Source organism: Actibacterium sp. (assembly GCF_055134745.1).
Map to the genome: position 1 here is coordinate 15,962 of NZ_JBSRVX010000053.1, position 12,547 is coordinate 28,508.

The window sequence follows — 12,547 nt, forward strand, 5'->3', positions numbered from 1 at the left end:
CGCCCCGCACCCGAAACCGCGCCGCGATCCTTCTTACATTGACGGATTCGCCACAGTTTGGCACTAATGCAGGGGTGTGAGCACATCAGAAAGCGGATCAACCGCACAGCAGAACGGACAGGCAGTCATGACTAGCAGCAGGATATCCCTGCCACGGATTGGCGCATGCGGATAACCGCCGTCACCTGCGTCAAGAACGAGGGCCCGTTCCTGTTGGAATGGATCGCCTTCAACCGGCTGATCGGGGTGCGCGATCATCTGTTCTATTCCAACGACTGCACGGATGGCACCGACAGGCTGCTGAATGCGCTGGCCGAACGCGGGCTGGTCCAGCACCTGCCCAATCCCGCACAAAGCCGCAACTATCAGATGGAGGCCCTGGCCGATGCCCGCCGCCAGCCGGTGGTCGAACGCGCCGATTGGGTCTGGGTGGCCGATGTCGATGAGTTCCTGAACATCCATGCCGGGGATGGCACCATCCCCGATCTGATCGCCGCCTGTGGCGATCCGCAGGCCGTTTCTGTCACGTTTCAGTTTTTCGCGAATGACGGAATCGAACATTTCGAAGATCGCCCCGTGATCGAACAGTTTACACGCTGTCATAATCCCGACATCTGGACCGATCAGACCGCGCAAGAGGTCAAGACCCTGACCCGGCGCGATTTTCCCGTCAAATACTTCGGCGCGCATCGCCCCTTTGCCCGCAAGCGCGCATCAGGCGTAAACTGGTGCGACGGGTCCGGCCGCCAGGTGCCCGACAGTTTCCAGACCGCCGAGAACAAGCAGCGCATCCGCAAATTCCCCGCCAGGGGTGCGCGCGATCTGGCGACGCTGAACCATTATGCGCTGCGCTCGCTTGACAGCTATCTGGTCAAGAACGACCGGGGCGACGTGAACCGCGAAAACCGTGCCTTTGACGATACATATTGGCGCGAACGCAATGACGATGCCTGGGAAGATCGCAGCATCCTGCGCCACCTGCCCGGCCTGAAGGCCGCGCTGGACGATCTGAAGTCCGACCCTGTCATCGCGCGGCTGCATGATGAATGCGTGGCTGCCCATCGCGCCACCATCGCCCGCCTGATGGGTTTGCCGGATTATCAGGCCATGCGCGAACAACTGCGGGCGGCCAGCACCATATCCCCCAAGGAAGAGGCGCTGATCGCGCTGATCGGGGCATGATGGGTGCGATGAAGGTCATCAATCTGGGTCTGCCCAAATCGGGCACCACCACATTGGGCGAGGCGCTGAAACAGGCCGGGCTGCGCGTGGCCGACTGGCGCATCCGCGCGGGCCAAAGCGACGGCGACCGCATCAACCGCCGTTTCGTGGGCAAGCTGATCTATGATGGCTATTTCGAAACGGGCGATCCGCTGGCCTTGATGCCCGAATTCGACGCCTTTACCGAAATCGACATCGTGCGCAACGGGCTGAACCTGTGGCCGCAAACCGACTGGGGCGTGATCGCCGCCATCCGGGCGCATCACCCCGGCGCGCGGTTCATCCTGACCCGCCGCGACCCGGCCAAACTGTCCGACAGCATGGGCCGCTGGTCGAATATGGGCCGCACGCGCCTGCCCGAAAACGCGGTACCGGGTCTGCCTGCGGGATATGGCGCGACCGATGCCCAGCGCATTCGCTGGATCGAAGGGCATTATGCCTTTTGCGGCCAGGTGTTCGCCGGGGCGGATGATTTTCTGGACTATGATATCGAAGACCCCACCGCGCGCGACAAGATCGCGGCATTCCTGGGGATCGACCTGCCCTGGTGGGGCGTGGCCAATGCCAATCCGCGCGCCCATGCCGAAGACGAGGCTGAAACCTGATGCGTATCTGGCTGCATATCGGCATGGAACATTGCGGCGCCGACCGCCTGCAGCAAGTGCTGGCCGACAAGCGTGACCAACTGGCCGGCAAGGGCATTCTGTTTGCGCAATCGCCGGGGCGCAAGAACCATACCCGGCTGTATTTTTCGGCGCTCGACCCTGATCATATCGACCCGCTGCGAGCGGCGCGCGGTCTGGAAACGGACGCCGCGCAACAGGCCCTTCGCGATGAGATGATCAACGACCTGCAGGCCGAAATCACCCGCACCGCGCCCCAGGCGCTGATCCTGTCCGCCACGCAACTTGGCAGCTCACTGCACCGGCGGGCAGAACTGGAACGCCTGCGCGACCTGCTGGTGCCGTTTTCCGACGATATCCGCATCGTCGCCCATATCGACGAACAGGCCCGCGTGATGCTGCGCCACTATACAGATCAGCTGATGCAGGGGCGTCTGGCGCCACTATCCGCCGAACTGGCACTGGCGCAGGCGGCCGATTGGCGCGGCGCGGCGCTGGCGCGATGGGGTGCGTCGCGGCCCGCTATGAACGACTTTCCTGAAATCCAGGCCCCGCCCTTCTGGCTGGATTACGCAGGGCTGGTGGCACAATGGGAAACGGTGTTCGGCGCAGGCAGCGTGGCGCTGCGCCCCTATGACGGCTATTTATTCGCGGGCGCGGATGTGACCGACGAATTGCGCGCCGCCTTCGATCTGCCCAATATCGGCAAGGCCACCCCTGTGCCCTTGCCCGCCCCGCCCGCCGCTGCCGCACTGACCCGTGCGCGGCTGATGAATGTGGCGATGACGCCTCTTCTTGCACAGGGCCGCATCATTCCGCGCAAGCTGTGGCGGCGGATGCTGGACGACACCGCCCTGCCCGGCGCGCCGATTGATCCGGGCAGCCTGTCGGCCCTGTCAGCGCGTTTTGCCGATGGCAATGCGGGCCTGCTGCGCGCCGATCCGGCCCTTGCCCCCGCCCTGACTTGCGCCCCCGCCACTGCCCCCTGGGCCGAGGCCGACCCCCGGATGGGCTTTCGCGCCACGCAATATCTGGCGGCCTTCCTGCACCGGATCGAACAGGCCACCCGCGCCGCTGCCGCGCCCGAACCGGTGCCCCCCCGACCGGCGACAACACCAAATGCCGACCTGCCCCCCGCCGCCCTGCAAAACCTGCGCAAGCTGGCCAGCGGGCCCTTTGCCCCGCATAACCGGCTGGGCGCGGTGAATGAGGAAGACCTGGCCGCACCCTTTGCCCCCGCCGCGCCGCGCGCGCTGCCCAAGGGCAGCAGCGGCAATGTCATCGTCGGCTGCATGAAGAACGAGGCCCCCTATATCCTGGAATGGGTCGCCTATCACCGCGCCATCGGGGTGGATCATTTCCTGATCTATACCAATGGCTGCGAAGACGGCACATCCGAACTGCTGGACCGGCTTCAGGCGCTGGGCATTGTGCAGCACCGCAACAATGACGACTGGAAAGGCAATTCGCCCCAGCAGCACGCGCTGAACAAATCATTGAAAGAAGACGTGGTAAAGAACGCCGACTGGATCATCCATATCGACGTGGATGAGTTCATCAATATCCGCTGCGGCAATGGCACCCTGCAGGATTTTTTCGACCGTGTGCCCGATGCCACCAATGTCGCGATGACCTGGCGGCTGTTCGGCCATAATGGCGTGACGGACTATCGCGACGATCTGGTGATCGACCAATTCGATACCTGCGCGCCGAAATACTGCCCCAAGCCGCATACGGTCTGGGGGTTCAAGACCATGTTCCGCAATATCGGCGCCTATGAAAAGCTTAGCTGTCACCGCCCCAACAAGCTGCGCGATGCGTTCCGCGACAAGGTAAGCTGGGTCAACGGATCGGGGCAGCCGATGGGTGACGGCGTGCTGGACAATGGCTGGCGCTCGTCCAAGGGCTCGATCGGCTATGACCTGTTGCAACTGAACCATTACGCGTTGCGGTCAGCGGAAAGTTTCCTGATCAAGCGCCAGCGCGGCCGCGCGCTGCATGTGGACCGGTCGATAGGGTTGAATTACTGGGTGCGGATGGACTGGTCCGACTATCGCGATGTCACGATCAAGCGCAACATTCCCCGCCTGCGGGCCGAACTGGATGCGCTGATGGCCGATACCGAACTGGCGCGCCTGCACCGCGCCGGGGTGGACTGGCACCGTGCCAAGGCGGCCGAACTGCACGCCATGCCGGAATTTCAGGACCTGTATGAACAGGCACTGGCCACGAAACTGAACGACATGGAGCGCGTCGCCCTGGCGCTGGCGCAGGAGGTGGACAACTGATGAAAGACTTGCCAGCAGGCCCGCAGCCGAAATTCATCCGCTCGCGTGGGTTGCGCTTTCCCTATGACCCGCAGGTGATCCCGCGCCGCCGTCAGAAACTGTTGCGCGAAGACCGGTATGAGGAAAAGGAATCCGACGCGGTTCTCAAGGTGCTGCGCCCAGGTGACACCGTGATCGAACTGGGCGCGGGTATGGGCTATATGTCCACGCTGATCGCCACCAAGCTGGCCGTGCGCAATATTCACGCCTTCGAGGCCAATCCGGCCCTGATCCCCTATATCGCGTCGGTCCATGCCGCCAATGGCGTGGAAAACGTTACCGTGCATAACGCACTGCTGGGACCGGCGGCGGGGCAGGCGAAATTCTATGTCCGGGGCGATTTCGTATCATCCTCGCTGTCGGACAATCTGGGCGATGCGCATGGCGGTGTTGTGGCCGTGCATGATATCGAGGTGCGTGACATCAACGCGGTTTTCGCCGCGATCAGGCCCAGCTTCCTGATCTGCGACATCGAAGGGGCCGAGGCCGATCTGCTGCCGGTCGCCGCCGATCTGTCGGGCCTGCGCGGCGCGGTCATCGAGCTGCACCCGCAATGGATCGGGCCCGCGGGGGTCAGGGCGGTATTCGACGCGATGCATCGCGCCGGGCTGACCTATTATCCCAAAACCTCGACCGCCAAGGTCGTCACCTTTCTGAAGGACTGGTAGCGATGCGCGCGCTGGCCGTTCTGACCCTGCGCAACGAGGGCGCATTCGTGCTGGAATGGCTGGCGCATCATCAGGCGGTGGGCTTTACCGACTTTCTGGTCTTTTCCAATGATTGCGACGACGGCACCGATACGATGCTGGACCGGCTGGCCGCGCTTGGCCATCTGACCCATATCCGCAATGACGGCCCGCATGAGGGCGGCGTGCAATGGGCGGCGATGAAACAAGCCGACAAGCATCCGCTGGTCAGGCAGGCCGACTGGATCCTGCCGCTGGATATCGACGAGTTTGTCAATATCCATGTGGGTGATCGCACCCTGCCCGCGCTGCTGGCCGCGCTGCCCGATGCCAGCGCCATCACCCTGACATGGCGGCTGTTCGGCAATGCCGGCGTCGTGCGGTTCGAAGACCGCCCCGTGACCGAACAATTCACCCGCGCCGCCCCCGATGTGATCTTGTGGCCATGGCGCGCGAACATGTTCAAGACGTTGTTCCGCAACGACAAGACCTATCGCAAGCTGGGCGTGCACCGCCCCCGCAACCCGCATCCCGACCGGATCGCCCAGGCCCGGTGGTTCGATGGATCGGGGCGCGAATTGCCGGAAAAGTTCAGCCGCCAGCGCATCTTTTCCAATCAGGGCCAGACGCATTTCGATCTGGTGCAGCTGAACCATTACCCGCTGGGCGCGATGGAAAGCTATATCCTGAAATGCGACCGGGGGCGCGCGGTGCACGGGGCCGAACGGCTGGGTATGGATTACTGGGTGGAACGCAATTTCGCACAGGCCGAAGACACCACCATTTCGGCCATGTTTCCCGCGCGAAATACCCGCCTGGCCGCATTGCGCAGCGATCCTGAACTGGCCCGTCTGCATGACGAATCCGTGGTCTGGCGGCGCACCCGATTCGACACGCTGATGGGCGAAGAACACAATCGCGCGCTTTTCGGACGATTGTTAATGGCCCCGCCCAGCCAGCCTGTAGGCCTGCAGGCCGCGCGGTTTCTGTCAAGTTATGCTTTTGGACAATTCCGCGAAACCCCGTGACAGTCGCCGCATAAATACGCATCCTTGAGCTAAATTCTGCCCCATTGCCGGGGCATTCCAGTGCCTGACACAAACCAGTTTTGCCGGGCCGCAACCATACTGGCCCACGAAGGTATGAAAGAACCGATGTCATCTGAAACCACCCTTTCCGCCCCCCAGGAACAGATGGCCTGGGATGCGACGCTGATGGCCTATGCCCGGCGTGAAGGCGTGGTTTTCGAACGTCTGGGCGCTGGCCACAGCGCCTTGCTGGTGGAAGATGGCACAACGCTTCTGGTCAGCTTTGAACATGCCGACGACCTGTCCGACCAGCCTGATCATCTGCCGATGAGCTGCGTTCTTGCCGAAGAGGCAGGCTGGTCCAGCCTGTCGCTGATCACAACGAAAAACGACTGGTTTCGTGCATCGCAGGTTTACGGCTTTTTCGACCGCATGGTCGATGACGGGTTTTTTGACGGGTTCGACCGCGTGGTATTCTATGGCGAAGGCATGTGCGGCTATGCGGCGGCGGCGTTTTCCGTGACCGCCCCCGGCGCGACCGTCATCGCCATCAGCCCGCAGGCCACGCTGGACCCGCGCGTTACCGAATGGGACCCGCGCTTTGCCCACAAGCGCCGGATCAGTTTCACCGATCGCTATGGCTATGCCCCAGACATGCTCGAGGCCGCCCGGCAGGCCTATATCCTGTATGATCCGCTGAACACGCTGGATGCGATGCATGCCGCCCTGTTCACCCGCCCGAACGTGACCAAGCTGCGCTGCCGTTATATGGATGATCGCATCGCCGATGATCTGAACCAGATGGCGGTGCTGCCCGACCTGATCGACGCGGCCTGCGAAGGCAAGCTGGAGGCTGCGGTATTCCACCGCCTGTTCCGCGCCCGGCGCGGTTTTGCACCCTATCTGCGGCAGGTTCTGGCACATCTGGAAACCGCCGATCGCCCCTATCTGACGGCCCTGCTGTGCCACAACGTGTCATCGCGCATGCGCGCGCCGCGCTTTCGCAAACGTCTGAAAGACCTGCGCGCCCAGTTCGAGGCCGAAGGCCGCCCCCTGCCCTGGGCTGACCAGCCCGAGGACGAGATCGCGGCTACAGACCGCCCGCCTGCACAAGAAATGCAATGATCTGATCCAGGCCCCTGCCGGATTTCACATCGGCCATCACAAAAGGCCGCGCCCCCCGCGCCGCGCGTGCATCGCTTTCCAGCAGATCCGGATCCACCCCCACATAGGGCGCCAGATCAACCTTGTTGATGATCAACAGGTCTGATCGCGTCACCCCCGGCCCCTTCTTGCGGGGGATGTCCTGCCCCGCCGCCGTGTCGATGACATAAAGCGTGATATCGGCCAGTTCGGGGCTGAAGGTTGCCGCCAGATTGTCGCCGCCGCTTTCGATGAAGATGATGTCCAGATCCGGGATACGGGCGCGAAAGGCCGCGACTTCGGCCAGGTTTATGCTGGCATCCTCGCGGATGGCGGTATGCGGGCAGCCGCCGGTTTCGACACCCTTGATGCGGTCGCCCGGCAAGACCTGCGCACGCAGCAGATAATCGGCGTCTTCCGATGTATAGATATCGTTGGTGATGACCGCGATGGAATAATCCCGCGCCATCGCCCGGCACAACTGTTCGGTCAGCGTGGTCTTTCCGGCGCCGACGGGGCCACCGATACCCACACGCAAGGGGCCGTTCGGGCTGCTCATGTCCTGAAAATCCTGACTTCCATGGTTTCGTGCAACATCGCCGAAAGATCGGCGCCAAAGGCGGCGCTGGCGATGTCGTCAGCGGTGGCGGTGGCGGCGCGCGCAGCCACGGTTTCGATCAGCGGATGCAGGGCCGCCAGAACCCGCTGGCCATCGGTCTGGCCCAGCGGCACGAAACGCACCGCCGCCGAGACCAGATTAGAAGCAAAGCCATGCAGATACAGCGCCGCCACCTGTGCGGGGGGCATCGACAACCGCCGCGCCGCCATTCCCACCGCCACCGGCAACGGCGCAGGGGGCAGGCTGTCCGCGACAATCCGGGATACGGTGCGGGCAAAGGCCGCACCCTGGGCCTGTGTTTCTTCCAGCCGTTCGCGTGATGTCGCCAGTGCACAGGCCAGGCCCGTCATGTCTTCGCCGGCCATGGTCAGGCACAAAAGGATCGCATCCGCCGCCCCGGCCCCGTCCTGCAAAATCACCGTCAGCCAGTCCTGCAAACTGGCGGCATCCGTTACCGCCCCGGCCGCGATGGCCTGTTCCAGCCCGTGGCTATAGGCAAAGCCGCCCACCGGAAAGGCGGGTGACAACCATTGGGTCAATGTCAGAAGATCGGCGGTCATTCGTGCGCAGGGTGATGTTGGTGGTCCCCGGCATGATCATGATCATGATCGTGATCGTCCTCGCTATGCGAATGGCCCATCACGCGGCCCACCCCATAGGCCCCGCCTTCGGGCGTGAAAGGGGCGGTGATTGCCTGAACCTGCGCGCCCAATTGGGTCAGCATATCGGCCATCACATGATCCTGCCGGATCAGCAGCCAGTTATCCCCGATCTGACAAGGGGTGTGGCGATTGCCGATATGCCAGGCAATGCGCGCCAGCCCCGGTCCAGCTATCCGTAACAGGGCCTCATCCGCCGCTGCGACCTCGACCAGGGAACCGTCCTCCAGAGACAGGGCATCGCCTGCCTCCAGATGCGTCACAGCGGGCAGATCGACCCGGAAGACCATTCCGCCATCCGTGGCCAGTCGTTTTCGACGCAAAATGCGGTCGTCATAGCTAAGCGTGACCTTATCCGCCGAACCGGACCACTGGCCCCGCCGCTCGACCGAATACGCACACAGATCTTGCCCCGCCATTTGCTGCCCCTCTTTAGTTCGCAAGGGCAGCATAGGGCTGAGGGCCGGGCCGGAAAAGCCCAATCAGGTCAGATATAGAAACGGCTCTGGAAAAGTTTCTGGATCGCCTTGTCGCGGGTCGTTCCGCGCGCGGTGAAATCCTCATCAGAGGTTTTATTCAGCTTTTCCATTTCGATCACCAGAGGCTGCGCCTCGGCGATACGGACCATTGCGCGGCCGATACCGGCGAAAATCGAAGTTACGGAAAAGCCATGTTCGACATGGTTGGTGTTTGCGAGTGCCATATTGGAAACTCCTGTCTGCTCTACAAGGGTTTCCTCCCTTGCTATCTTTATATGCCGGGCAAGCAGGGATTTCCATTGCCGTTTCTGCAATGCGGCATTGCGCATTGAACGGGACAGATGACGCGGATATTCGCCATCTGGAAAGCAAATTCTGCCGTCAGAACATGAAATACCGCTGCGCCATCGGCAATTCGCGCGCCGGTTCGCAGGTCAGCAATTCGCCATTCGCGCGCACCTCATAGGTTTCAGGGTTGACCTCGATCTTCGGGGTGGCCGCATTCATCACCATATCGGCCTTGCCGATATTGCGGGTGTTTTCCACGGCCAGCGTGCGCTTGGACAGGCCCAGCGCCGCGCCGATGCCATCGGCCTGCGCCACCTGGCTGACGAACAGCACCGATCCCTGCGCCAGCGCGCCACCAAAGGCCCCGAACATCGGGCGCGAATAGACCGGCTGCGGCGTCGGAATACTGGCATTGGTATCGCCCATCTGCGCCACCGCGATCATGCCGCCAAGCAGCACCATTTCCGGCTTTACCCCGAAAAACGCCGGGTTCCACAGCACCAGATCGGCGCGCTTGCCAGGCGCGATGCTGCCGATATGGGCGCTCATCCCGTGGGTGATCGCCGGGTTGATAGTGTATTTGGCGATATAGCGTTTGACGCGCACGTTATCATTGTCGCCGACCTCCTCGGGCAGACGACCGCGCTGCACCTTCATCTTGTGGGCGGTCTGCCAGGTGCGGATGATGACCTCGCCCACGCGCCCCATCGCCTGACTGTCCGATGCGATGATCGAGAACGCGCCCATATCGTGCAGGATATCCTCGGCGGCGATGGTTTCCTTGCGAATGCGGCTTTCGGCAAAGGCCACATCCTCGGGGATGGATTTATCCAGATGGTGACAAACCATCAGCATGTCCAGATGCTCTTCCAGGGTGTTCACGGTATAGGGCCGCGTCGGGTTGGTCGAGGACGGGATCACAAAGCTTTCGCCGCAGACCTTGATGATATCCGGGGCATGGCCGCCGCCCGCGCCTTCGGTGTGAAAGGCGTGGATGGTGCGGCCTTTCATCGCCGCCAGCGTGTTTTCGACAAAACCGCTTTCGTTCAGCGTATCGGTATGGATCATCACCTGCACATCCATATCGTCGGCCACCGACAGGCAGCAATCAATCGCCCCCGGCGTGGTGCCCCAGTCTTCGTGTAGCTTCAGCGCGCAGGCGCCGCCCCGCACCATTTCGATCAGGGCGGCGGGCTGGCTGGCATTGCCCTTGCCCGACAGGCCGAAATTCATCGCCAACCCGTCCAGCGCCTGCAACATCCGCCCGATATGCCAGGGGCCAGGCGTGCAGGTCGTGGCCAGCGTGCCATGCGCGGGACCGGTGCCGCCGCCCAGCATCGTCGTCAGCCCCGAATGCAGCGCGTCATCAACCTGTTGTGGCGCGATGAAATGGATATGGCTGTCGAACCCGCCCGCGGTCAGGATCTTGCCTTCGCCCGCGATCACCTCGGTGCCCGGACCGACGATGATATCGACGCCGGGCTGCGTGTCTGGATTGCCCGCCTTGCCGATCTTGTGAATGCGCCCGTCGCGCAAGCCCACATCGGCCTTGTAGATGCCAGTGACATCGACGATCAGCGCATTGGTGATGACGGTATCCACCGCCCCACCCGCCCGCGTGACCTGGCTTTGGCCCATCCCGTCGCGGATCACCTTGCCACCGCCGAATTTCACCTCTTCCCCATAGGTTGTCAGGTCTTTTTCAACCTGGATCACAAGATCGGTATCGGCCAGGCGCAGCCGGTCGCCGGTGGTGGGGCCATACATGTCGGCATAGGTGGCGCGGGATATTTTTGCGGGCATGCGGGGTTCCTTGGCTAAAGCAGATTGTTCAAATCGTCGGTCCGGCGCTCGACCAGACGGCGCAGGCAATTGACGCGTATCATTCCCTGGATGCTGCCGCCGGCAAACATGCCGGCCTCGGCCTCGCAGGCGGCATCGCGATAGGCGATCCATTTATTTTGTCCGTCTTCCAGCAGCGGCCAGATCGTGTCGTCGTCTTCATATGCCGCTTTTACCTCAGCCCAGCTTTGCTGCAGGACAACCGCGGCCTGTGTCAGATTATCGGCTGCACAGAAATTCATATCTACCTGCGTCGTCAGCTGCGAACAATCGCGCGCCTCGGCATGGGCGGCGGCGGGCATGACTGCGCCCGCCACAGCAACGCATTTCAGGATATTGCGCCAGATCATCCTTTTTCTCTCATTTCAGCAAACGGTTCGGGCCCCGGTTCACCAGCCGCCTGGAATTGGCGCGCGTCTTGCCACGCAGCGGGCCGATGGCGGCCGCCAGAACCTGATCGGGGCGCTTGCCATTCATCACCGCATCGCCGGCGGCACGGGCCGATTTGCTGAAGGCGGGCAGTTTTTCGCCAACCATGCGACGATTTTCCAATGGGGACACGGACCAGATACCGGCCATGCCCAGCAGGCGCATCGACACGATCATCTGGGTTTCAACGCCCAGATGCCACAGTTCCAGGCTTGTGCGCCAAAGATCGATCGACGAGGCAGGTTTCAACATGATGCAATCGCTCACTCTGTAAAGGGTTGCGCCGGTGCGGAAGGCACCTTGCGCCGCTTGCGCGGGGTCGTCTGGGCTTTGTCCGCTTCCTGATCCACCGCAGAAACGACAGGTTTTTCAACAGGTTCCGGCGCGGCCTTGCGCGGGGCGTCCGCGTTTTCAGGCGCCTCGGCGGCGGCTGCCGGCAATTTCTCGATCAAAGGCGGGTCGTTCCGGACCGGCGCCACAGGCTTGTGGCGCGAAAGCTTGTGAACGTCGAAGGCAGGCAGCAAGGGGTTCATCCGGGTGGCCAGATCGACCCAGCAGCGGATCATCGTCACCTGCATCTCGATGCCCTGGGCCCAGTATTTCACGCCATTGGCATAGGGCGCGAATGCCGCAGAATAGCCGACGGGAACAGCACAGACCATTTCAAATTCACTCCTTTTTACAGTTGGTTACAGCGGCCCCATGATCTTCTGGTTGAAGCCAAAAACCTGACGCCCGCCGCGATAGGGCACCAGCATTACATCGCGTTCCTGGCCCGGTTCGAACCGCACGGCCGTGCCCGCCGCGATATCCAGACGCAGGCCACGGGCGGCGGCGCGGTCAAACGACAGCGCCGGATTGGTTTCAGCGAAATGATAGTGGCTGCCGACCTGAACCGGGCGATCACCGGTATTGGCCACGCGCAGCGTGATGACCGGCTGATCGGCGTTCAGCGTTATGTCGCCGGGGGCCGGGAACAGTTCTCCGGGTATCATTTGCGCCCCCAAAACGCATACGCCACCGCCGCGCCGCCCACAACTGACCCAATCAGCAAAAGAGAAGCCCAATCAATGCCATGCGGATGCATATGCATCCCGTCATGTGCCAGAGCGGGCGTTGCGGCCAGAATTGCGAAAAGCGGGGTCAGAACAGTTTTCATGGGCATTTCCTATCGGATCGGGTGGTGGACGGTCACCAGTTTGG

General features: G+C 62.4%; 15 protein-coding genes. 6 read left to right on the plus strand and 9 right to left on the minus strand.

What is annotated here, in order from left to right:
- The first annotated feature begins 165 nt into the window (after positions 1-165).
- From ACTCHC_RS11340 to ACTCHC_RS11365, 6 genes are all read left to right on the plus strand, one after another.
- The gene (locus ACTCHC_RS11340; RefSeq protein ID WP_463022607.1) at positions 166-1,182 is read left to right on the plus strand and encodes a glycosyltransferase family 2 protein; all 1,017 of its coding nucleotides are present in this window, start codon (positions 166-168) and stop codon (positions 1,180-1,182) included.
- Positions 1,179-1,826, plus strand: coding sequence for a sulfotransferase (locus tag ACTCHC_RS11345; RefSeq protein WP_463022608.1), 648 nt, complete (start codon positions 1,179-1,181; stop codon positions 1,824-1,826). The genes ACTCHC_RS11340 and ACTCHC_RS11345 overlap by 4 nt, the downstream gene beginning before the upstream one ends.
- Positions 1,826-4,132 (plus strand): glycosyltransferase family 2 protein, encoded by a 2,307-nt coding sequence (locus tag ACTCHC_RS11350; protein ID WP_463022609.1) that lies wholly within the window; start codon positions 1,826-1,828, stop codon positions 4,130-4,132. Before ACTCHC_RS11345 ends, ACTCHC_RS11350 begins: the two co-directional genes overlap by 1 nt.
- Positions 4,132-4,839 carry an FkbM family methyltransferase gene (locus ACTCHC_RS11355; protein WP_463022610.1) on the plus strand — a complete coding sequence of 236 codons (708 nt, stop codon included), beginning with the start codon at positions 4,132-4,134 and terminating at the stop codon, positions 4,837-4,839. Before ACTCHC_RS11350 ends, ACTCHC_RS11355 begins: the two co-directional genes overlap by 1 nt.
- A 2-nt stretch (positions 4,840-4,841) precedes the next feature.
- Positions 4,842-5,885 (plus strand): glycosyltransferase family 2 protein, encoded by a 1,044-nt coding sequence (locus ACTCHC_RS11360; RefSeq protein ID WP_463022611.1) that lies wholly within the window; start codon positions 4,842-4,844, stop codon positions 5,883-5,885.
- Positions 5,886-6,011: 126 nt separating this feature from the next.
- The gene (locus ACTCHC_RS11365) at positions 6,012-7,010 is read left to right on the plus strand and encodes a phosphoadenosine phosphosulfate reductase (RefSeq protein WP_463022612.1); all 999 of its coding nucleotides are present in this window, start codon (positions 6,012-6,014) and stop codon (positions 7,008-7,010) included.
- On the opposite strand, the gene ureG is transcribed toward ACTCHC_RS11365, so the two are convergent.
- From ureG to ACTCHC_RS11410, 9 genes are all read right to left on the minus strand, one after another.
- A complete protein-coding gene (gene ureG, locus ACTCHC_RS11370) occupies positions 6,976-7,587 on the minus strand; it encodes an urease accessory protein UreG (RefSeq protein WP_463022613.1) in 612 nt (203 codons plus the stop codon). The genes ACTCHC_RS11365 and ureG overlap by 35 nt on opposite strands.
- On the minus strand, positions 7,584-8,207 hold the full coding sequence (locus tag ACTCHC_RS11375) for an urease accessory protein UreF (protein ID WP_463022614.1): 624 nt from the start codon (positions 8,205-8,207) through the stop codon (positions 7,584-7,586). The genes ureG and ACTCHC_RS11375 overlap by 4 nt, the downstream gene beginning before the upstream one ends.
- Complete coding sequence (locus ACTCHC_RS11380; RefSeq protein WP_463022615.1) at positions 8,204-8,725, minus strand: urease accessory protein UreE; 522 nt, start codon at positions 8,723-8,725, stop codon at positions 8,204-8,206. Before ACTCHC_RS11380 ends, ACTCHC_RS11375 begins: the two co-directional genes overlap by 4 nt.
- A 68-nt stretch (positions 8,726-8,793) precedes the next feature.
- Positions 8,794-9,009 carry a hypothetical protein gene (locus ACTCHC_RS11385; protein WP_463022616.1) on the minus strand — a complete coding sequence of 72 codons (216 nt, stop codon included), beginning with the start codon at positions 9,007-9,009 and terminating at the stop codon, positions 8,794-8,796.
- 157 nt (positions 9,010-9,166) lie between these two features.
- A complete protein-coding gene (gene ureC, locus ACTCHC_RS11390; protein WP_463022617.1) occupies positions 9,167-10,876 on the minus strand; it encodes an urease subunit alpha in 1,710 nt (569 codons plus the stop codon).
- 14 nt (positions 10,877-10,890) lie between these two features.
- The gene (locus ACTCHC_RS11395) at positions 10,891-11,265 is read right to left on the minus strand and encodes a lysozyme inhibitor LprI family protein (protein ID WP_463022618.1); all 375 of its coding nucleotides are present in this window, start codon (positions 11,263-11,265) and stop codon (positions 10,891-10,893) included.
- A 10-nt stretch (positions 11,266-11,275) separates the two neighbouring features.
- Complete coding sequence (locus ACTCHC_RS11400; protein ID WP_463022619.1) at positions 11,276-11,596, minus strand: antifreeze protein; 321 nt, start codon at positions 11,594-11,596, stop codon at positions 11,276-11,278.
- A gap of 11 nt (positions 11,597-11,607) precedes the next feature.
- A complete protein-coding gene (locus ACTCHC_RS11405) occupies positions 11,608-12,006 on the minus strand; it encodes a hypothetical protein (RefSeq protein WP_463022620.1) in 399 nt (132 codons plus the stop codon).
- Positions 12,007-12,033: 27 nt separating this feature from the next.
- Positions 12,034-12,339 (minus strand): urease subunit beta, encoded by a 306-nt coding sequence (locus ACTCHC_RS11410; RefSeq protein ID WP_463022621.1) that lies wholly within the window; start codon positions 12,337-12,339, stop codon positions 12,034-12,036.
- Positions 12,340-12,547 lie beyond the last annotated feature (208 nt).

Excerpts from the sequence above, each read along its gene's own strand:
- ACTCHC_RS11340 (WP_463022607.1), top strand. The coding sequence starts at position 166 with ATGCGGATAACCGCCGTCACCTGCGTCAAGAACGAGGGCCCGTTCCTG.
- ACTCHC_RS11405 (WP_463022620.1), bottom strand. The coding sequence starts at position 12,006 with ATGGTCTGTGCTGTTCCCGTCGGCTATTCTGCGGCATTCGCGCCCTAT.
- ACTCHC_RS11375 (WP_463022614.1), bottom strand. The coding sequence starts at position 8,207 with ATGACCGCCGATCTTCTGACATTGACCCAATGGTTGTCACCCGCCTTT.
- ACTCHC_RS11345 (WP_463022608.1), top strand. The coding sequence starts at position 1,179 with ATGATGGGTGCGATGAAGGTCATCAATCTGGGTCTGCCCAAATCGGGC.
- ACTCHC_RS11355 (WP_463022610.1), top strand. The coding sequence starts at position 4,132 with ATGAAAGACTTGCCAGCAGGCCCGCAGCCGAAATTCATCCGCTCGCGT.
- ACTCHC_RS11360 (WP_463022611.1), top strand. The coding sequence starts at position 4,842 with ATGCGCGCGCTGGCCGTTCTGACCCTGCGCAACGAGGGCGCATTCGTG.
- ACTCHC_RS11395 (WP_463022618.1), bottom strand. The coding sequence starts at position 11,265 with ATGATCTGGCGCAATATCCTGAAATGCGTTGCTGTGGCGGGCGCAGTC.
- ACTCHC_RS11365 (WP_463022612.1), top strand. The coding sequence starts at position 6,012 with ATGTCATCTGAAACCACCCTTTCCGCCCCCCAGGAACAGATGGCCTGG.
- ACTCHC_RS11410 (WP_463022621.1), bottom strand. The coding sequence starts at position 12,339 with ATGATACCCGGAGAACTGTTCCCGGCCCCCGGCGACATAACGCTGAAC.
- ACTCHC_RS11380 (WP_463022615.1), bottom strand. The coding sequence starts at position 8,725 with ATGGCGGGGCAAGATCTGTGTGCGTATTCGGTCGAGCGGCGGGGCCAG.
- ureC (WP_463022617.1), bottom strand. The coding sequence starts at position 10,876 with ATGCCCGCAAAAATATCCCGCGCCACCTATGCCGACATGTATGGCCCC.
- ACTCHC_RS11400 (WP_463022619.1), bottom strand. The coding sequence starts at position 11,596 with ATGTTGAAACCTGCCTCGTCGATCGATCTTTGGCGCACAAGCCTGGAA.
- ACTCHC_RS11350 (WP_463022609.1), top strand. The coding sequence starts at position 1,826 with ATGCGTATCTGGCTGCATATCGGCATGGAACATTGCGGCGCCGACCGC.
- ACTCHC_RS11385 (WP_463022616.1), bottom strand. The coding sequence starts at position 9,009 with ATGGCACTCGCAAACACCAACCATGTCGAACATGGCTTTTCCGTAACT.
- ureG (WP_463022613.1), bottom strand. The coding sequence starts at position 7,587 with ATGAGCAGCCCGAACGGCCCCTTGCGTGTGGGTATCGGTGGCCCCGTC.